This is a genomic window from Aliivibrio thorii (assembly GCF_057368585.1).
In genome coordinates this window covers 1171786-1191089 of sequence record NZ_CM170655.1, presented here as the reverse complement: position 1 = coordinate 1191089, position 19304 = coordinate 1171786, and the positions used below count along the sequence as shown (strand labels likewise).

Here is a 19304-nt window from a genome sequence, read left to right as displayed (position 1 = left end):
ATTTAAAATGCAGTGGTCAAAAATAAATATGAAGCATAATGAGGAAAAGAGAGTCATTCGCTTTATAAAATGGAATGACTCCGATGGAGATCATAATTACTAAATACAGCGAAAGCTGAATGTTCAAAGAATGAACAAATAAATTAGTAAATCATTTGTTAACTTAAACAAAGCCCTATTTTTTTACAAAAATAGCGATCCCTTTCACACGAGTATAACGGTCTCCAGAAGTAGCAACACCGAAGTTGTTCGAATCAGCATTTGAACTAATGTTTCTATACATAGTAACAGTACCACTACGCTCTCTGATTTCAGTCAAAAGAACAGCATTAGCCCCAACTTTAGCGGCTTCTTTTTTCAATTGCTCCATAGCCTCATTAACTAGCGCACCATCACTCTTAAAATCATGTCCAGAACTAGCGGAAATCATTGCGATTTCTTCATAACTTGTAGGAGCTGTTCGATATAAACGAATATCATCAATATTTGTTTGTTGGCGAGTGTTACCAATAACAATTGATGAGCTATCAACTATAGTACATCCAGAAAGTAACAAAACTAGACTAAGTACCACACCCTGAATTTTATTAATCACATTTAATCCTATTGATTTTTTATTGTTAAGCTTAATTTTATAATTTACTACCAGACTTAAATTGCCGTATGAAACTGAAATAGCCAAGCGTAGTAAATCGTATTGATATGTTTGTTATGTGCTTACCACATGCCTAATTTCTATTTACGATTATGACAATGATACTCGCCTGTTTTATGGTTTGTGTGGCAACCATTTGAATCAGTACCGCCTGAATGAGCTATCGCTCCTGAAGGTAGGCCAAAACAAACTAGCATTATCAATACTAATTTTTTCATTTTATATTCCTAAATATACAACCATCATTATTAATGGCGGCGGAGTATGTAGTTTTCTATGAGAAAAAAACATGATGTAGATCATTGTTTTTTTGACTAGCATCTATATTTCATAATAATTAAAGATATTAATGAAATTAGTTTCGCATCAAATTTACACCTCATAAAATAAGATAATATTCGTCAAACAAAATAATCAAATTCGCAAGAATTAAAATAAAAATGCTAATTAAACTAGAACTACAAGCCCTTGATTTCAATGATGGCCTGTACAAATCTTTAAGATTAAGTACGCACAACGCCTGCATAACACGTTTGCTACCATGCAGATTAAGCCCAAATTTACCACTTAACACGGTAAAACCAAAGAAACCTAGAATGCCGAATGTAGCAAATCGTGTTGATGCATTTGTTATAAGCACACTCTCACACGGTTCATATGAACAAATTGAGCATCTTCTGATATGACTTGGAAACCAAATTTACGATATAAACCGCCTACTCGATTGCCTTGCAAATAACACAACTTCACTGGTTTATTTTCGCTATCAGCAAACTCTAAACATTGGCTTAAAACCTGACTTCCTATTCCTTTCCCGTGAAAACTTGGTAATAAAAAGAAACGGCAAAAATAGAAATGGTCGCCTTTGTTTTGAAGTAAATAGCTACCTACGGCTTCACCTGACATTTCAATGATGGTTGGTTTTTCCTCATCCCATTCATCTTGATGCATTTCACGTTGGATTTTATCGTCCCAACCAAACACGGCCTTAATGGGCTCAAATTCAGCCGCCTTTTTAAGTTCAAATAAGAACTCAAAATCACTATCTTTCGCTGAACGCGTAGAAAATTTCAAACCTTTACCTCTGGCTCAAATAACCTTAATAAATCGGTGCTTATAACGCCTGCATAACACGTTTACTACTATACAATCATACTTGAAATTGACGCCTTAAAACGAGAAACACCCGACAACCTGAGATGCCGAGTGTAGTAAATCGTGTTGATGCATTTGTTATATTATTTGATTACACCACAAACTAAACGAGCGCCTCCGCCCCCTAATGCTTTAGGATGATCAGAATGATTGTCGCCACCTGCATGGATCATTAAAGAGCGACCAGATAGGTTTGGAAGTGTAACTCGAGGAGCTAATACAGGCTGAACTGCATTCCCATCCATATTAATATACAACGGTGGTAAGTCACCTAAGTGATTATCGTTAGACCATGGGAAACCATGCTGGCCAGTCTTCATCGGATCATAATGTCCACCGGCGGCTCCACCTAAAATCGTTTTGCCATTTTTTTCAGATGTATCACATGAGTTATTTTCGTGAATATGAAAACCATGCAAACCACTTGGTAATCCTGATAAATTAGGTGTAAAAACAACACCATACTCATTTTGTTCTATTAATATAGAGCCTATCATTTTACCTGAATCTAAATCCTTCATATCAACTGAAATATTAGATGCGTTAACTGCCATTGATGCTAAAAATAAAGTAGAAAATAAAAGTTTATTCATCATGAAATTATCCTTAATATTAAATTTCCATTACTTTATAACACGATAAATCCATTTCAAATAACGATTAAAACTCCATTTATCAATCGCTTTTTTCGATAGTGAGATTACCATCAAAAAATAATATAACGCCTGCATAACACGTTTGCTACCATGCAGATTAAACTTAAATTTACCACTTAACACAGTGAACCTAAAGAAATCTAGAATGCCGAATGTAGCAAATCGTGTTGATGCGATTGTTAGCTTTTTTGTGATGATGCTAACTTTTCAATTAACCCTTTCTCCGGCTTCACAGTAAATGTCTGCCCTTGAGATATATGAACCCAAAGTTTAAGTGATCGCAAATTATGCTTCGAGGTTGATGTGACTGATTTAGGAAACCTCATAATCCAGTCCTCATCGTTTCCCTGAGCATTAAATGGTACTGCAAACGTTGCATCTTCGCCTTCAGTCAGGGTTCCCTCGTGAGTTACAAAATTGTTAAAAACCCTTAAGTACCAAACAAAACTCTCTCTCGAAACTCAGTATTTAACGCGCATTTCAATTGTCTTCGTTTCAATGTCCCTTTCATCTCTACAAGCTTAATAAAATTCATACACATTTGACGAATTCGAGATAGGTTTTCTGATGCATGCTTGTAGATGATCCGGCTGTTATCTTCATTCATTACAGTGTCCAACCACCAGTGCATACTTTCTACGCCCCAATGGCCTCGGCATAATTGGCCAAATTCTTCTGCTTTCATTTCCTTAGAAGAAATGAAGTATCTAACGCCTAAACTTCTCGAAGGCTCTCCGTTTTTCTGTTGATAAGTCGTTGCTATACATAAACTTTTTAAGCCTTTCCATTTAGAGGCAAAATCTCCATATTTATCCGTAAATGGAACAACAATATAACTTCTTAAGGTCTTACGACCCCGTAGACAAATTTCTTCTTCCTCAAAAGAATCACTCGCATAATCGCATAATTGCCCTAACGAAAAGTGTTCAGTAAAAACCTTATGGAGACTTGGTTGATTGTCTTTTACTGACATTAAATAGTCCCCTTTACGTTCAACTATTAGCTCTGCAATTGCTCTCTGGCAACCCATTGCATCAACACTAATTACTCGACCTTTAACTCTGATTAATTTAAGCAACTCAGGGATAGTCTTTATTTCATTCGATTTCGAGCTCGTTTTTAGTTGACTTAAAACCAGACCAGTATCAACAGAATAAGCATTAACCATATGTGTTAGGCATTTCTTCTTACTATAATCATACGTGCCTTTTAAAGACTTCCCATCAATAGCTATATGATTGGTTTCTAACGACTTTTCATTTTGAATGTCGTTACACCATCGAGTAAAACAAAGAGAAAATTCATCTGGGTCAACCAATCCAACAATGCGAGCCGTTGTATCTTGACTTGGAATGCCTGATAAATATGGACTGAACTTTTTAAGCCATTCTAAGTTCTCTTCTCCAAAGGCTTCTATCTCATCCCAGGTTTTCATTCCACACAACATGGCTGTCACCACTTGGAACAAAACTTCGAAGAAATCGTAAGTGATTTTTCGTTTCTGACGGCTATCACTTAATATGTTAAAATGGTCTTTGAATTCGTCGTAATTCATCTTTTGAATCTCATTTAGTTATCTAAACAGTATAAGATCACGTCAGATCGCCAAATTCAACTTATTTTTAAATTTTTATCCCGAAAAATTAAGAAAATCCGCGTAAATAACATGCGGGAACCCTGCAGGGTCCGCGCATGTTATTTACGCAGTGATTTCTAATATTTCGGGATATAATTTTTTAAAATAGCTTGAATTCGAAGTTTAGAAATGATCTTATACTGTTAACAAAACAGAAGAAGACAAAATAATGAATTACGACGAGTTTAAAGACCATTTTAACATATTAAGCGATACACGTCAGTCGAGAAAATCGACGTATAATTTCTTTGAAGTCATGTTCCAAGTGGTTACCGCAATGTTGTGTGGAATGAAGACCTGGGACGAGATAGATACCTTTGGTGAAGAGAATTTAACGTGGTTTAGAAAATTTAGCGATTACTCTCATGGAGTACCGAGTCACGATACCATTGCTCGAATAGTTAGTTTGGTTGACCCCGATGAATTTTCAATTTGTTTTACACGGTGGTGCAATGATATTCAGCATGAAAAATCATTAGATACGACTCATGTAGCGATTGATGGGAAATCATTAAGAGGAACATATGACTATAGTAAAAACAAATGCTTAACTCATATGGTAAATGCTTATTCTGTTGATACAGGCTTGGTTTTAGGCCAATTAAAAACAGATTCCAAAAGCAATGAAATAACGACAATTCCTGAAATACTAAAGCTAATTAAAGTTAAAAACAGAATTATTAGTCTTGATGCAATGGGCTGTCAGAGAACAATTGCAGCAGATATTGTTAATAGAAAAGGTGATTACTTATTAGCAGTGAAAGGTAACCAAGAACGTTTACGTAATATGTTTTTAAATAAATTTTCTTTTGCTCAACTTGTTCATTTAGAGTGTGATAAATTTGAAACGGAAGAAGTCGGTAAGCGCGGAAGAAAAATGGTTAGGTCTTATTATGTTGTGCCATTTACAGAAGCATTTGGAGACTTCTCTGTTGATTGGGACGGTCTAGAAAGTTTATGTATAGCAGTGACTTATAATAAACATAACAAAAGTAACTCAGGGTCTTTAGGTATTAGATATTTCATATCATCTAAGAAATTATCAGCAGAAGAGTTTGGTAAATTATGCCGAGGCCATTGGGGTGTAGAAAGTATGCATTGGTGGTTGGATAGCGTAATGAAAGAAGACGACAGTAAGATAATGTATCAGCATGCTGCAGAGAATTTATCTAGGATCCGCCAGATGTGTATGAACTTCATAAAATTGGTGGATTTAAAAGGAACGTTAAAGAAACGGCAGTTGAAATGTGCACTTAATACAGACTTTAGAGAGATGGTATTATTTGGCACTTAGCTGTAATTTAACATTTTAGCAACTCATGCGTGGACCCTGAGTGTAGTAAATCGTGTTGATGCAATTGTTATAAATCTTTGAAATTTTTCTTAGTTTCTTCAATTAACCAATCTGATACCTCTTTGATAAGAGTATCGGCAAACCCCTCAATTAGTTCATCACTATTTAAGTTTATAACCTTGTTTTTCCAATTTAAACACTTAGGACTAGAGATAACGCCCCAATTAGTGCTTCTTAGGAGTTCATAGCTAAAATGTATACAGAGTTTACACTTTGAATATAAGACAACAACATATAAAGCAGCATTCTCAACAGCTTCAAATTTTGGCTTAAACTCTATTCTTATAATGTTTTTTTCACTATCACTACTATATGGATATTCAAAGCCGACAATAACACTCCTAGTTTTCTTTACACTTTCAAGTTTATATTCTTTTTCTTGCCTTAAGGACGAATGATTAGCAATCAGTCTTTGAATACTACTCTCAAATAGGCCACTATTTGAAAATGGAGAGCTTGATGGTTTAGATGGCAACGCTACATACTCTTGAACTTCAAACTCTTCTTTTTCCATATCTACAGAGCAGAACAATTTTAAGTCTTTATTTTGTTGGATCCATTCACCAATAGCCTTTCTATTTGGCAGATGGTTTTCATTTACAACATCTGACTCAACATCAAAAACTGAAACAATATCTTCAGGCCAACGGTTTTTTGATAATGAATCAAAGAAATTATTTATATTGCTGTAAGCTTTTTCCTTATTACAATAAAACTGTTCAGACTTAGTCTTTACCAGTTCTACAAAAGATGATTCAGCTTTCTTTTTAAATTCACCTGCACTGCTAACAGAAGTAAGACCAAATTTATCATGAATAATGCCATGCGTTTTTTTTGTAACTAAACCAAAATTTTCTAAGTATGTTGCTTGTGATATAAATATTGGTTTTGGAGCCCCTCTATTTTCTAAGTCATCTGCAACATAAGAAATTAAATCACTATATTTAAACTCCCCCTCTCTTTCGAGCAAGGCAGAAAAAATACTTTCTGAGAAATAACTGAACTCTTCTCCTGCTTCTGATTCCTTATCTTCCCTTGAAGAAAATAGGAAATAAAGATCATTAATTTTGTTTTTTTTAGCTGATGACTCTAATTCTGATGCTTGACTATTCGCACTTTTAATATAATGAGTACCACTAAAACAAGCATCTACAAATTTAACACATAAATTTGGAGATAAATTTCTTATTAGATTATCTAAGTATGTATTACTCAATGATGTTGTTGACTTTTTTGCTCGATCAAAATCATAACATAGGTAATGAAAGTCTTCATCGAATCTTTCCCCATGCCCAGAAAAATAAAACACAAATTCTTCAACATCACTGTTTTTATGTTTTTCTATAAAACTTGTAATCTGTGTTTTTATGTCATAACAAGTTAAGCTATCATTAATATATAACGCATCATCTATCGATTTAATATCACTCAATACAGTATTGAATAGATCGGCATCATTCTTACATGCAGGTAAGTTAGGGTATGTATCATATTTATACTCTGATACACCAATTACTACGGCTAATTTCATTTAGTTAAGTTATTTAAGAGACATATAACAATCATACTAGTAAATGCGTAGATTTACACTAACCAGTGATTTATTGATTTGAACATTTATGATGCACATCAAGCTCACGGTTAGATTTTGGTGTGCCCCTCGAAAAGCGAACACTTTATTTTACAAATTTACTTTCAAATTCAAATGGACTCAAGTTGTTTAATGTTGAGTGACTGCGCTTACGATTATAGAAGATCTCAATATATTCAAATATGCCAGTTTGAACATCGGTAACTGTTTGATAATTCTTTGGGTAAATCAGTTCGACTTTTAGTCGACTGAAAAAGGATTCCATTGCTGCATTATCCCAGCAGTTTCCTGTTCGACTCATACTTTGGACGCAACCATTATCATTTATAAGTTCTTGATAATTGTTAGAACGGTATTGAACTCCTCGATCTGAATGAATGATTAAACCTTGTTTAATCTTTCTTCGACGGAAGGCCATTTTTAATGCATCTGAAATAAGAACCTCAGTCATTGAGTCGTCTAATGACCACCCAATTATTTTCCTTGAAAATAAGTCCATAACAACGGCCAGGTACATAAATTTATCATTAACCCAAATGTACGTAATATCTGTTGTCCAACGTTCGTTGGGGCTTTCAGCGGTAAAGCGCCGGTCTAAAATGTTGCCTACCACATTACGAGTTGATTCAACTCGTCGTCCATAACGGAAGCCTTTTCCGTTATGGGCTCTAATACCTCGATCCTTCATGATCTTTGCTACATAATTAGTTGAACAAGGATATCCTAGCTTTACAAGCTCATTCCTAACTCTTCTAGAGCCGTATTTAGCCTCAAACTCAGCAAAGGTTGATAATATCTTCTTTTCAAAGTCTAGCCTCCTTTTGGAGGCTTTGCTTAATGATTTATTATGCCATGCATAAAAACCAGTTGAAGATGCTTTTAAAACTCGGCAAAGAAAACAAACACTATAGTTACTTCTAAAATCACGAATAAGAGCGTACTTTACTCTTGGTTTTTGGCAAAGTACGCCGCTGCCTTTTTTAAGAACTCATTCTCTTTTTTTAGGTCATTTAGCTCTTTTCTCATCTTACGCATTTCTGAGTTTTCTTTTATTGAATAATCGATACCATCATGAACCGTAAACTGTTTATTTGTCAGAAGGTTAAACTGTCTGCGCCAGTTATAAATTTGATTAGGGTGTAACCCTAATTCCTTCGCGACGGAAGCCGTCGTTCTATCTTTTTGATCTGCGAGTCGAACAGCTTCTTTACGATACTCTTCAGGGTAAGATTTAGTATAATGCTTGCTCATGGTAGCCTCCAGATAGGTATAACCTAAGTATAGAATGTGTTCTAATTCTGTGGGGCACACCAATTTATAACGCCTGCATAACACGTTTGCTACTATGCAGATTAAGCTCAAATTTACCACTTAACACGGTAAACCAAAAGAAAACCTAGAATGCCGAATGTAGCAAATCGTGTTGATGCATTTGTTATGTTTATTAACTAACGTTGCGTGCAATCATTAATATTTCATCCGCAGAATATAGATTAGTAATCGTTGCTTCCACTTCTGCGCCTAATGTTGATCTATACAATTCTTGAGCAAAATTATCAGCTCTCGTTGTAACAAAAATATGTTTTAGTACTGAGTCATTCTCTGCCAACTTAGCTTTTACTAATGGTAAAGAATTCATGATTAAGCCACGTCCTATACCTTTTCTTTGGTGATTAGGAGAAACAGCTAATTGTTCAATTTCCATCACGACTTCAGGACGAAAACCACTTTTTTGAGTCCAAATAATATACCCAATAATCCCATTGCTATCTTCAGCGACAAAACACAAGACTCGTGGGAAAGCATTGAAATTACACACCAACCATTCATAAGATTGTTTTTGTCTTACGAAAGCTAATTTATGTACTTCTGCTGTATCATTTAAATCAGACTGTTCCATTAACCTTACTTTCATAAGTACCTCAATTTATTGGATAAACATAACGCCTGCATAACACGTTTGCTACCATGCAAACTAAGCCTAAATTTACCACTTAATATAGTAAACTAAAAGAAACCTAGAATGCCGAGTGTAGCAAATCGTGTTGATGCATTTGTTAGCTGTATCTAGTAATACCATTTAACCTTGTGTGCTCCTTTATTTTTGAATAAATCCTGGAGTATTTCGGCCTTTTTTATACTTGCCTTGTCAGTCAGGGCTGCAATCGCAAGTGTTATAAAAGCGAATGAGATTAAAGATGCTAAAAACCATAATGCGCCATTAAACATATAATATTTAGTTTCAAAAATTGAATCTATATTGAAATTTTTAATGACGTACAGCCCGAAAAATGCTCCAGTCATAGCAAATACCCAATATAATATATGAGCAACTATTGGCCTGAACAAACGTTCCACCTTTCTCCGCTTAGGGTTTTGATACTTATTTTTAAATATTAGAATACTATTATCCAATATAAGGTATTTCTTAGATGAACCATATAAATCAATAGCTAAGGTTGGGTTTGGAAGATTTAAAAGAGCTTCTATTGTCTTAAAATTAACGAGTAATTTAAAATGGCTTCTAAACATTTGTTCTGCGATTAAGCGACTAGCCCCATTTGAACTATCAGAAATTGATTTACATAATAACTCTAAGCTTTGTATTTTAAAGGTACGATTCGATGCTAATACATAATGAGCCAGTTTAAATAGTGGTAATAATGTCAACGTCGTCATAACTACTGTCGCGACAGCTGGGTATTCATTTAATAGTTCTTTCACGAGGTAAATACTCCTTTGATACAGCTAACGCTGGCATAACACGTTTATTACTATGCAAACCAACCTGAATTTTACCACCTTAATCACTAAACCCAAGACAAACCCAGAACGCCGAGTGTAATAAATCGTGTTGATGCGATTGTTGTGCGGACTTACTTTCGGCTTGGCCAACTTGGTAAAGAACTGCCCTGCCAAGATTTTCTAAGCCTAGATTCTAATTTACCGATGCCAATTAAGCGAACAAAATGTTCTTAAATTGCGAGATGAAGTAAATGGAAAACAGATACATTTCTTACACCATTTGAACGGCTTGGTTTCAGCAGATTTGGAACTGATAAACCAAATATCCTAACAACAATTGGGATTGAAAATACTGCGAGGAAAACACTGATGCAAACTAAAATGAGGCATAACCAAAGAACAATTGAAGCGTAAAATAGCTTCTGAAACGCTTGAACTTAGGGAAATAATGGCTAATTTGCCGAACCTGATGAAATGAAAACAAAAAGGAAACAAAGAAGAAATTTACGCTTACTAAGCCGAAGCTACGAAAGCCGCGATCCTATTGATGAACCGTGCAAAAAATTTCGGACTCAGTACGCACAACGCCTGCATAACACGTTTGCTACTATGTAGATTAAGCTAAATTTACCACTTAACACAGTAAACTCAAAGAAACCTAGAATGCCGGATGTAGCAAATCGTGTTGATGCATTTGTTATAACTCTGTGATGCAGTTTGATACTGTAAAAATATACTCAGACTTTTCGTTTATCCCAATAATAATACGCTCCCCATCAAGATATGAAATATGAGCATTATTAGGGAGAGAGCAATAACTATAAGCTTCCATTTCAAAATTATAGGCAAACCACTTAGTAAATACTGCTACTTGATCTGTATACCAAGAGTTATCTCCTAAAAATGATGTCGCTATAAAGAAAACGGTTAAGCTAGCAAAAATACGACCAAGTAAATTAAGAGCTGAGACTTCTTTCATTAAGCTCCATATTTCAAAGTTAACAATCTTTTTAGCTGATAACTCTTTAATAGAAAACATTGCACTAAACATCGATATTAGCATCATTGGCATAGCTAACATGGTCAATGAAATCGCTGCGGTGAAAGGAACCGTTAATATGGATACCATTGTTATGGTATAAGTAAATGGTGAACTAGGAACCTCTAAAATCGAATTCACAGATATTGAAGCCATAGCTACATTCAATGTTGTGGCAGCAAGAAAAGCCAATGCCATTAATGGTTTCGCATACAATATTGAATTTAAATTATCTCCCCACTCACGAATCCAAACAATAAACCCGTAAATCAAAAAACTAGACACAATCCAGTATGAAGGGAATGGGAATGTTTCAGTAAGTAATATAGATAAAGGGAAAAGTATCAGTGCAATAAGGTACGCTGACTGTTCATTAGATAACTTCCCTGTTTCCTTTTTTAGAACACTAATTAGATCCATTTAATTTACCTAAAAGTTATAACGCCTGCATAACACGTTTGCTACTATGCAGATTAAGTCTAAATTTACCACTAAATACGGTAATCCCAAAGAAACCTAGAACGCCGAATGTAGCAAATCGTGTTGATGCGATTGTTAGCTGTGATTCAAATTGTTCAATATAAAATTAACCCTTTCGTTTACTGTACCAAAAGGAACTTCAATTAACTCATAACCCGACTTTTCATACGCTAGGACCATTTCTTTATAAGTATCAACCGCAATAGCAAAATCTTGTTTACGCTCGCTATCATTGGTAAATATTTCTTTCCAAGGGGGAAAAATGAAAACTTTCGAATGATATTTAAAATTAGATATCGCCGAAGTTAATTCATCAGATAATTTGATTTGTTCAAGATTTGAATAACCGATTATATCAATAATACTTCGGTCAAAGAAAACTAATCCATTTCGACTTTGATGCTGTTGATAAGATGCAATTTCAAATTCAAACATCGAATCACGAAAAGCTTCTTTATTAGCCCAAGGTAACGCATCACCTTTTTGCTCAACTTGAGTTTGGATGACTTTGCGACCAGCCTCTTCAGAACAAAAGAAATCCCGAGCTTTCAGCTCATTAATAACTGTCGTTTTTCCAGAGCCTGGACCACCAGTAAATACTATAAAATTATCTTTATACAAAACTTCTCCTCGAAACAGCTAACGCCTGCATAACACGTTTGCTACTATGCAAACCAAGTTGAATTTTACTACCTTAATCACTGAAATTAAAGGCAAACTGACAACGCCGAGTGTAGCAAATCGTGTTGATGCATTTGTTAAGCGTATTATTTATAGCTACTCATCATAATAAAAAAGATCATATTTACCAGAAGTAAAGCTTACATCCATGTTTAACTTTGCGCCTAAGTCGTTGATTAAACTAATTACAGACTTTTGATATTTCAGCATATTTGTATCTGAGAAGTCTTGTTGGTATTTAGGAGCAAAACTAAAACCGATATATCTGATAGGCGCTTTAAAATGAACAAGATAATTTCGCAATTCAAATAATTGTGACAACGAGTCTCGCCAAGGTAAAGAACCATAATTAATACCGTTCATTTTACAAAGATACTTAATTTTACCAATCGTGGTTTTATAATCTTTTTCATCTATTTGTTTTGTGTGTGGGCACGTCTGCCAAGCTAAATTAACAAAACCCTCAGCAGAAATTGCCCAACCTAAAACAGCTTCGATACAAAGTGATATTGTATTTTCATCATGCATACCCGGCGCATTAATATAAAAATCAGCACCCGTTTCAGGAACTGAATCTCTAACAGAAACAAATTGAGCTAATGCCTTTTGCCACTTTTCATTAGCATTTTTAAGCATTAACTGCTCTACATTTAATCTATAACCGTAACTCAAACCTTACTCCAAATACGCTTAACGCCGCAATAACACGTGCGAAAGACCGACTAACAAAACCAATTACACTTCAAACCGCGAATGCCGAATGTAAATAGCATCGTGTTGATTGCTTTGTTATACGAGCCTTGCTTTCGCTCCAATTAACTTGGTAAAGAACTGATTTACCAAGATTTGCTGTAAATTGAGTTTAATTAGACTGGCTCAATTAAGCGAGCAAAATATCCAATCAGCAGCAATAATTGTGAAACGAAACAATCCCTTTTTCTTACACCATTTGTACGATTTGGTTTCAGCAAGTTTTAAGCTGATAAACCAAATATCCTTACCACAATTGGGATTAAAAAAGCTGCGATGAAAACACTGACGCAGGATAAAATGAGGCAAAACCATGAACAATTGAAGCGTGAATTGGTTTCTGAAACCCATGAACTTTTGACAATAATGTTTAATTGCCGAACCTGATGAAATGAAAACTAAAAGGCAACAAAGAAAAAGGAAATCCACCTTACTTTCTCGCCTAAAAAACTAACGGCTCAATCGCTAAACTGAGCCAAAAAAATGCATTCTTAGAGTTCGTGTAACGCCTGCATAACACGTTTACTACTAAACAATTATACTTAATATTGACGCCTTAAAACGAGAAACAATCGGCAAACTGAGATTGCCGAGTGTAGTAAATCGTGTTGATGCGATTGTTAAGTGCACTCTGGCAGCAACAATGAAATATCGATTTTATTATGATAGGCTAACCAGGGTAAGAGCGTGAATGCCTAACTTTTAACCACTTCGTTCTGAGTACCTAAAATTTTATCAAGATATGCAGTATCCGCGTATGCTCTGCGTTGTTTACGTCGAATGCTCTTATTTTCACTTTTTTCACTTCTTAACATATTTAATGCAGCATGCCTCAGTACACCTAGATTTTCTGCGCTATTATCTTTATAAATCTGACACTTATCTTCATTCATTGTAACGTCTAAAACCCAATGGAGTTGATTCTCTATCATCCAAGATTACGAACTGCTTGTGCAAATTTCTCACTCGTTAGACTTGCTGAACTAATATAATATCTAAACTCGAGTGAGGTCGTCTCTGTGCCTCGAGATTGAAATCCAATGGCAACTCCGACGGTTTTTAAACCGGCCCACTCTGGAAATTGTTTTGATAGTTTTTTAGCGTCTAATACATAATATTCCCTAACGTCTAATCGGCCATGCTGCTCTTCTATAGTCATTGGTGAGCTTGTATTTAAGACCACGTCACTAAGCTGCTCTTTGATCGCGTCATGAAGTTTTCGTTGGTTTCTTTTAACTGAAAGAAGGTAGTCACCACCATTATCAACAATGTTAGTTGCAATTTCTTTTTGACAACCCATCGCATCGATTGTAATTAAACACCCTTTAATATCAAGTTGTTGGAGTAATTTCGGGATTGCAGTAATTTCATTTGATTTCTCATTAGTTTTAATTTGACCTAACACTAATGAGTTTTTTGTAGCAAAAGCGCTAACCATATGAACACAAGACTTTCTGTCATTACGGTTATATGAACTGCGTAATGTTTTCCCATCAATCGCTATTATTTCTGAATTAAAGGCATGCCTAGATCCCAAGAATAACCGACACACTTTGGTATAGATTAGAGAGTCAGTTGCCTATAAGCTTCAAGCTCTCACACAATCAACTAAGGTAATCCCATGGGACACCAATATAAGCAACTGACACTAAGTGAAAGATACCAGATTGAAGCTTGGAATACACACTGTATTTCTGCTCGGGAAATAGGACAAAAATTAAAACGGAGCAATGGTTCCATTTCAAGGGAATTACGACGCTGTCCTGCTGGAAGTTATTCTGCCAAGCAAGCGCATAGACATGCTTTTCAAAAAAGAACACTTTCAATTAAGCATACAAAATGTAACCAAAAGAATAAGAAAATTATTCAAACATACCTGCAACTTGGTTGGAGTCCAGAGCAGATATCTGGACGGATTCGTAAAGAAAAAATAGAAAATACAATATGTTGCAGTACGATTTACAATGTAGTTAAAAGAGAGCATTGGCAAAGAATGCTTGCTCGAAAAGGTAAAAAATACAAACTACGTAAAGGTGTAGAAGCAGGAGCAAGATTAATCCCTAACCGTGTTGATATCTCTCAACGGCCTACAATTGTTGACGATAAATCAGAAGTTGGCCACTGGGAAGGTGATACAGTTTATGGCCAAGATGGGTATTTAGTCACGATGGTAGAGCGAGTATCTAAGCTATTAGTTACCTGTAAAGTACGCAGTAAGTCCAAAAAAGCCGTTACTCGTGGAATAAATCGCATGATGAAGCCCTTTAAAGGGCTTTGCAAAACAATCACATTTGATAATGGCGGAGAGTTTGCGGGTCATGCTAAGATAGCTAAGCATCTGAACTGTGACATTTATTTTGCTAAACCTTACCATTCCTGGCAGCGAGGTTTGAATGAGAATACCAATGGTTTACTAAGACGTTTTTTCCCAAAGGGAATGGCCATTGGAGAACTTGCAGCAAAAGAGATTAAACAGGCAGAGTTTTTGATTAATTCGAGGCCTAGAAAGGCATTAAATTTTCTGAGTCCGAGTGAGTTTTTAAACGGTAAGCGTGTGTCGGTTATTGTTACGATCTAGCATGTGATATATCAAGCATCCAATTAATAAAACACTGGTTAAATTCTTCTGGCTCAAGCCTTGCGATTATACGAGCAATGGTGTCGTGAGCAGGTATACCATCTGGCAGTAGATTTTTTGATTGAAGCCAGTTTAAATGTAGATTTCCGAAGTCTTCAATATCTTCCCAGCCTTCAGCACCAGTGATAACGGAGCATAGAGTAAGAAATATAACATCAAAAAGGGAGTAAGTAACTTTAGCTTGTTGGCGAGGGTCATTAATAGAGGAAAAACGTTTAGAAAATGCTGATATCACAGGGAATAACTCCTTAAAAGGAGTATAAGATCATAGTCAGGCTAGCTCGTCAAATAAAATTCAGTTGCTTAAAAAACGTTCGCGATCTCGCCCTGGTGCTTATAACGCTGGCATAACACGTTTATTACCATGCAAACCAACCTGAATTTAACTGCCTTAATCACGAAACTAAAGGCAAACCCAGAACGCCGAATGTAATAAATCGTGTTGATGCGATTGTTGTGCGTGCTTACTTTCGGCTTGGCTAGCTTGGTAAAGAACTGCCCTGCCAAGATCTTCTAAGCCCTGATTCTAATTTACCAATAGTAATTAAGCGAACAAAATGTTCTTAAATTGCGAGATAAAGTGAATGGAAAACAGATACATTTTTTACACCATTTGAACGGCTTGATTTCAACAAATTTGGAACTGATAAACCAAATATCCTTTCAACAACTGGGATTGAAAATGCGGCGAGGAAAACACTGATACAGACTAAAATGAGACATAACCAAAGAACAATTGAAGCGTAAAATAGCTTCTGAAACGCCTGAAATTAGGAAAATAAGGGCTAATTTGCCGAACTTGATGAAATGAAAACCAAAAGGCAACAAAGAAGAAAGGAACGCTTACTAAGCCGAAACTACGAAAGGCGCGATCCTATTGATGAACCGTGCAAAAAATTTCGGACTCAGTACGCACAACGCCTGCATAACACGTTTGCTACGATACAAACTTAGCTGAATTTTACCGCCTTAATCACTGAAACTAAAGGCAAACCGACAACGCCGAATGTAGCAAATCGTGTTGATGCATTTGTTATATTTTTATTTTCTCGGCAACTGTAACACTTTCCATTTGATTACCACACCACACGAATAATTTGTAAAAATTTTCCATATGCTCAGGAAGAAGATGAATTTCATTAGACTCGTCGTCATTCAAAGCAGCTCCATCTTCATGATGTAATTTATTACGAATATTTCTATAAATATTCAATCCATTAGAGTAATTTGAAGGGATATTAATTTTATTTTCAAGAAACCAATCGGATAGAGAGCGCTTTCTGGTTAATGTAATACCCAGTTCTTTAATATGAGCCTCTAAACAACCCTCATATCGACAAAAAAATGACCAGCCTAATTCAATTAACATAGAATTGATTTGAGATTGATTAAGAAAAGTAACCCCATTTAATGTAAGAGGGAATTTTTGTTCAGTGCTTGGGAGCGATCGAACTGCAAAAATGTAAGCTGCATGAGAGTGTCTAAGTTTAGATTCCAATGTTTGTTGCATATATTTCCTTATACTTTCGAAATTTAATAAAAAATTGGTGTGCCCCACAGAATTAGAACACATTCTATACTTAGGTTATACCTATCTGGAGGCTACCATGAGCAAGCATTATACTAAATCTTACCCTGAAGAGTATCGTAAAGAAGCTGTTCGACTCGCAGATCAAAAAGATAGAACGACGGCTTCCGTCGCGAAGGAATTAGGGTTACACCCTAATCAAATTTATAACTGGCGCAGACAGTTTAACCTTCTGACAAATAAACAGTTTACGGTTCATGATGGTATCGATTATTCAATAAAAGAAAACTCAGAAATGCGTAAGATGAGAAAAGAGCTAAATGACCTAAAAAAAGAGAATGAGTTCTTAAAAAAGGCAGCGGCGTACTTTGCCAAAAACCAAGAGTAAAGTACGCTCTTATTCGTGATTTTAGAAGTAACTATAGTGTTCGTTTTCTTTGCCGAGTTTTAAAAGCATCTTCAACTGGTTTTTATGCATGGCATAATAAATCATTAAGCAAAGCCTCCAAAAGGAGGCTAGACTTTGAAAAGAAGATATTATCAACCTTTGCTGAGTTTGAGGCTAAATACGGCTCTAGAAGAGTTAGGAATGAGCTTGTAAAGCTAGGATATCCTTGTTCAACTAATTATGTAGCAAAGATCATGAAGGATCGAGGTATTAGAGCCCATAACGGAAAAGGCTTCCGTTATGGACGACGAGTTGAATCAACTCGTAATGTGGTAGGCAACATTTTAGACCGGCGCTTTACCGCTGAAAGCCCCAACGAACGTTGGACAACAGATATTACGTACATTTGGGTTAATGATAAATTTATGTACCTGGCCGTTGTTATGGACTTATTTTCAAGGAAAATAATTGGGTGGTCATTAGACGACTCAATGACTGAGGTTCTTATTTCAGATGCATTAAAAATGGCCTTCCGTCGAAGAAAGATTAAACAAGGTTTAATCATTCATTCAGATCGAGGAGTTCAATACCGTTCTAACAATTATCAAGAACTTATAAATGATAATGGTTGCGTCCAAAGTATGAGTCGAACAGGAAACTGCTGGGATAATGCAGCAATGGAATCCTTTTTCAGTCGACTAAAAGTCGAACTGATTTACCCAAAGAATTATCAAACAGTTACCGATGTTCAAACTGGCATATTTGAATATATTGAGATCTTCTATAATCGTAAGCGCAGTCACTCAACATTAAACAACTTGAGTCCATTTGAATTTGAAAGTAAATTTGTAAAATAAAGTGTTCGCTTTTCGAGGGGCACACCAAAATATAACGCCTGCATAACACGTTTGCTACTATGCAAACCAAGCTGAATTTTATTGCCTTAATCACTAAAACTAAAGGCAAACTGACAACGCCGAGTGTAGCAAATCGTGTTGATGCATTTGTTATATTTTTATTTCTTCTGTGACCACATAATAACCACTTGGGTGAATGCAGACTTTTAATACTTCCACATTTGGAAAATATATTTTTGCTATAGCTATTATAACTTTTTGCTGTCCCATCGGCATTTTCTCGCCAATATAGATAGCTTTAAGTGCATCGGTTGAATAGCGATGTAAACCTTCATTATGTGAAAGAAAACGCAATTCACTTTCGTAAGTCCATTGCTCATGTTTGGTTAAAATAGGTCGACAATATTTAATATTACCTGGATCTAAATAGTCTACAAATTCAAACTCAGAAGGTGAACTAACGTAATCTACAGTACTCCATGCAACTTTAGAGTCATTTTCTTTAAGAGAACTATAAAATTTATTAGCAGAAAACTGTAGACAAAAACCTGAGAAACCATTGCCGTAGTGTGACCACATTAACATATTTGCATAATTTGGATAAGGGTACTCGGGTATATCTACTGATGTCGAAAATACACACAATGAGTCAAAAAAAGCATCGCGTTGAATTTTTAACTCATTTATTGTGTCAGTCATCTTAGTAATAAACGAATCACCATCAGACAAATATCTTTGCATAACGACTTCGGTTGCTTGTTCGGGTGTTTTTTGTCCTTTCAAGAATTCAGCGCCAAACTTGATAAATTGTGTTATTTTTTCATCCTCATTTTTAGGTTCACTAGCAATAACAAAGCCTTCAAACGGATCATTGAGGTTTTTAACTTTTGAGAACCAAACTGAGCTATCAGCTAAGGCTGAAATTGAATTCTCATTAAATGATGTAAATTTATAAATACGGTTTGTAGGAAAAACCACCTTACCTCCAAAAAAAATATAACGCCTGCATAACACGTTTGCTATTATGTAAATTAAGCTCAATTTACCACTTAACACGGTAAACCCAAAGAAACCTAGAATGCCGAATGTAGCAAATCGTGTTGATGCAATTGTTAGCTGCGTTTCTACAGTTTAAATATACTCGATTTCTT

Annotated in this window: 21 protein-coding genes and 1 pseudogene; 4 read left to right on the top strand and 18 right to left on the bottom strand. The window is 35.5% G+C overall.

Annotated elements, in window-relative coordinates; genetic code table 11:
• Nucleotides 1–175 precede the first annotated feature (175 nt).
• From AC2IP4_RS19495 to AC2IP4_RS19475, 5 genes are all read right to left on the bottom strand, one after another.
• Nucleotides 176–682: a DUF4156 domain-containing protein gene (locus AC2IP4_RS19495; protein ID WP_486310914.1), complete on the bottom strand. Its 507-nt coding sequence runs from the start codon at nt 680–682 to the stop codon at nt 176–178.
• 53 nt (nt 683–735) lie between these two features.
• Nucleotides 736–873, bottom strand: coding sequence for a YHYH domain-containing protein (locus AC2IP4_RS19490; protein WP_141677298.1), 138 nt, complete (start codon nt 871–873; stop codon nt 736–738).
• 412 nt (nt 874–1285) lie between these two features.
• The gene (locus tag AC2IP4_RS19485; RefSeq protein WP_486310913.1) at nt 1286–1729 is read right to left on the bottom strand and encodes a GNAT family N-acetyltransferase; all 444 of its coding nucleotides are present in this window, start codon (nt 1727–1729) and stop codon (nt 1286–1288) included.
• A gap of 164 nt (nt 1730–1893) precedes the next feature.
• Nucleotides 1894–2403: a superoxide dismutase family protein gene (locus tag AC2IP4_RS19480; protein ID WP_375320820.1), complete on the bottom strand. Its 510-nt coding sequence runs from the start codon at nt 2401–2403 to the stop codon at nt 1894–1896.
• Between the two features lie 493 nt (nt 2404–2896).
• Nucleotides 2897–4021 (bottom strand): ISAs1 family transposase, encoded by a 1125-nt coding sequence (locus AC2IP4_RS19475; protein WP_486310912.1) that lies wholly within the window; start codon nt 4019–4021, stop codon nt 2897–2899.
• 250 nt (nt 4022–4271) lie between these two features.
• Between AC2IP4_RS19475 and AC2IP4_RS19470 the strand changes: the two genes are divergently transcribed.
• Nucleotides 4272–5396 carry an ISAs1 family transposase gene (locus AC2IP4_RS19470; RefSeq protein ID WP_188864016.1) on the top strand — a complete coding sequence of 375 codons (1125 nt, stop codon included), beginning with the start codon at nt 4272–4274 and terminating at the stop codon, nt 5394–5396.
• A 67-nt stretch (nt 5397–5463) separates the two neighbouring features.
• Here AC2IP4_RS19470 and AC2IP4_RS19465 read toward each other — a convergent pair whose 3' ends face one another.
• The 10 genes from AC2IP4_RS19465 to AC2IP4_RS19420 form a co-directional block, all read right to left on the bottom strand.
• Complete coding sequence (locus tag AC2IP4_RS19465; RefSeq protein WP_486310911.1) at nt 5464–6987, bottom strand: caspase family protein; 1524 nt, start codon at nt 6985–6987, stop codon at nt 5464–5466.
• Between the two features lie 145 nt (nt 6988–7132).
• A complete protein-coding gene (locus tag AC2IP4_RS19460; protein WP_486317135.1) occupies nt 7133–7978 on the bottom strand; it encodes an IS3 family transposase in 846 nt (281 codons plus the stop codon).
• An 11-nt stretch (nt 7979–7989) separates the two neighbouring features.
• Entirely contained in the window at nt 7990–8298 is a 309-nt protein-coding gene (locus tag AC2IP4_RS19455) for a transposase (RefSeq protein ID WP_023604646.1), read from the bottom strand.
• Nucleotides 8299–8491: 193 nt separating this feature from the next.
• Nucleotides 8492–8947, bottom strand: a complete 456-nt coding sequence (locus AC2IP4_RS19450) for a GNAT family N-acetyltransferase (protein WP_486310910.1) — start codon at nt 8945–8947, stop codon at nt 8492–8494.
• A gap of 167 nt (nt 8948–9114) precedes the next feature.
• Nucleotides 9115–9771 (bottom strand): hypothetical protein, encoded by a 657-nt coding sequence (locus AC2IP4_RS19445; RefSeq protein ID WP_486310909.1) that lies wholly within the window; start codon nt 9769–9771, stop codon nt 9115–9117.
• A 718-nt stretch (nt 9772–10489) separates the two neighbouring features.
• The gene (locus tag AC2IP4_RS19440; protein ID WP_065601486.1) at nt 10490–11251 is read right to left on the bottom strand and encodes a hypothetical protein; all 762 of its coding nucleotides are present in this window, start codon (nt 11249–11251) and stop codon (nt 10490–10492) included.
• Between the two features lie 135 nt (nt 11252–11386).
• The gene (locus AC2IP4_RS19435; RefSeq protein WP_005422866.1) at nt 11387–11932 is read right to left on the bottom strand and encodes an AAA family ATPase; all 546 of its coding nucleotides are present in this window, start codon (nt 11930–11932) and stop codon (nt 11387–11389) included.
• 156 nt (nt 11933–12088) lie between these two features.
• Nucleotides 12089–12628 carry a hypothetical protein gene (locus AC2IP4_RS19430; RefSeq protein WP_486310908.1) on the bottom strand — a complete coding sequence of 180 codons (540 nt, stop codon included), beginning with the start codon at nt 12626–12628 and terminating at the stop codon, nt 12089–12091.
• Between the two features lie 809 nt (nt 12629–13437).
• The gene (locus AC2IP4_RS19425) at nt 13438–13635 is read right to left on the bottom strand and encodes a transposase (RefSeq protein ID WP_486310907.1); all 198 of its coding nucleotides are present in this window, start codon (nt 13633–13635) and stop codon (nt 13438–13440) included.
• A gap of 35 nt (nt 13636–13670) precedes the next feature.
• A complete protein-coding gene (locus AC2IP4_RS19420; protein WP_486310906.1) occupies nt 13671–14279 on the bottom strand; it encodes an ISAs1 family transposase in 609 nt (202 codons plus the stop codon).
• 84 nt (nt 14280–14363) lie between these two features.
• On the opposite strand from AC2IP4_RS19420, the gene AC2IP4_RS19415 reads away from it, so the two are divergent.
• On the top strand, nt 14364–15320 hold the full coding sequence (locus AC2IP4_RS19415; protein WP_486310608.1) for an IS30 family transposase: 957 nt from the start codon (nt 14364–14366) through the stop codon (nt 15318–15320).
• Here AC2IP4_RS19415 and AC2IP4_RS19410 read toward each other — a convergent pair.
• Nucleotides 15319–15615 (bottom strand): annotated as a pseudogene (locus AC2IP4_RS19410) (ISAs1 family transposase); the annotation flags it as partial. The gene AC2IP4_RS19415 and the pseudogene AC2IP4_RS19410 sit on opposite strands and share 2 nt — an antisense overlap.
• A 798-nt stretch (nt 15616–16413) precedes the next feature.
• Nucleotides 16414–16890: a hypothetical protein gene (locus tag AC2IP4_RS19405; RefSeq protein ID WP_486310905.1), complete on the bottom strand. Its 477-nt coding sequence runs from the start codon at nt 16888–16890 to the stop codon at nt 16414–16416.
• A 97-nt stretch (nt 16891–16987) separates the two neighbouring features.
• On the opposite strand from AC2IP4_RS19405, the gene AC2IP4_RS19400 reads away from it, so the two are divergent.
• Both AC2IP4_RS19400 and AC2IP4_RS19395 read left to right on the top strand, forming a co-directional pair.
• Nucleotides 16988–17296 (top strand): transposase, encoded by a 309-nt coding sequence (locus AC2IP4_RS19400; RefSeq protein WP_023604646.1) that lies wholly within the window; start codon nt 16988–16990, stop codon nt 17294–17296.
• A gap of 11 nt (nt 17297–17307) precedes the next feature.
• Nucleotides 17308–18153: an IS3 family transposase gene (locus AC2IP4_RS19395; RefSeq protein WP_054776360.1), complete on the top strand. Its 846-nt coding sequence runs from the start codon at nt 17308–17310 to the stop codon at nt 18151–18153.
• Between the two features lie 150 nt (nt 18154–18303).
• Here the strand turns inward: AC2IP4_RS19395 and AC2IP4_RS19390 are convergent, their stop codons facing one another.
• Nucleotides 18304–19209 (bottom strand): DUF2971 domain-containing protein, encoded by a 906-nt coding sequence (locus tag AC2IP4_RS19390; RefSeq protein ID WP_486310904.1) that lies wholly within the window; start codon nt 19207–19209, stop codon nt 18304–18306.
• Between the last annotated feature and the right edge of the window lie 95 nt (nt 19210–19304).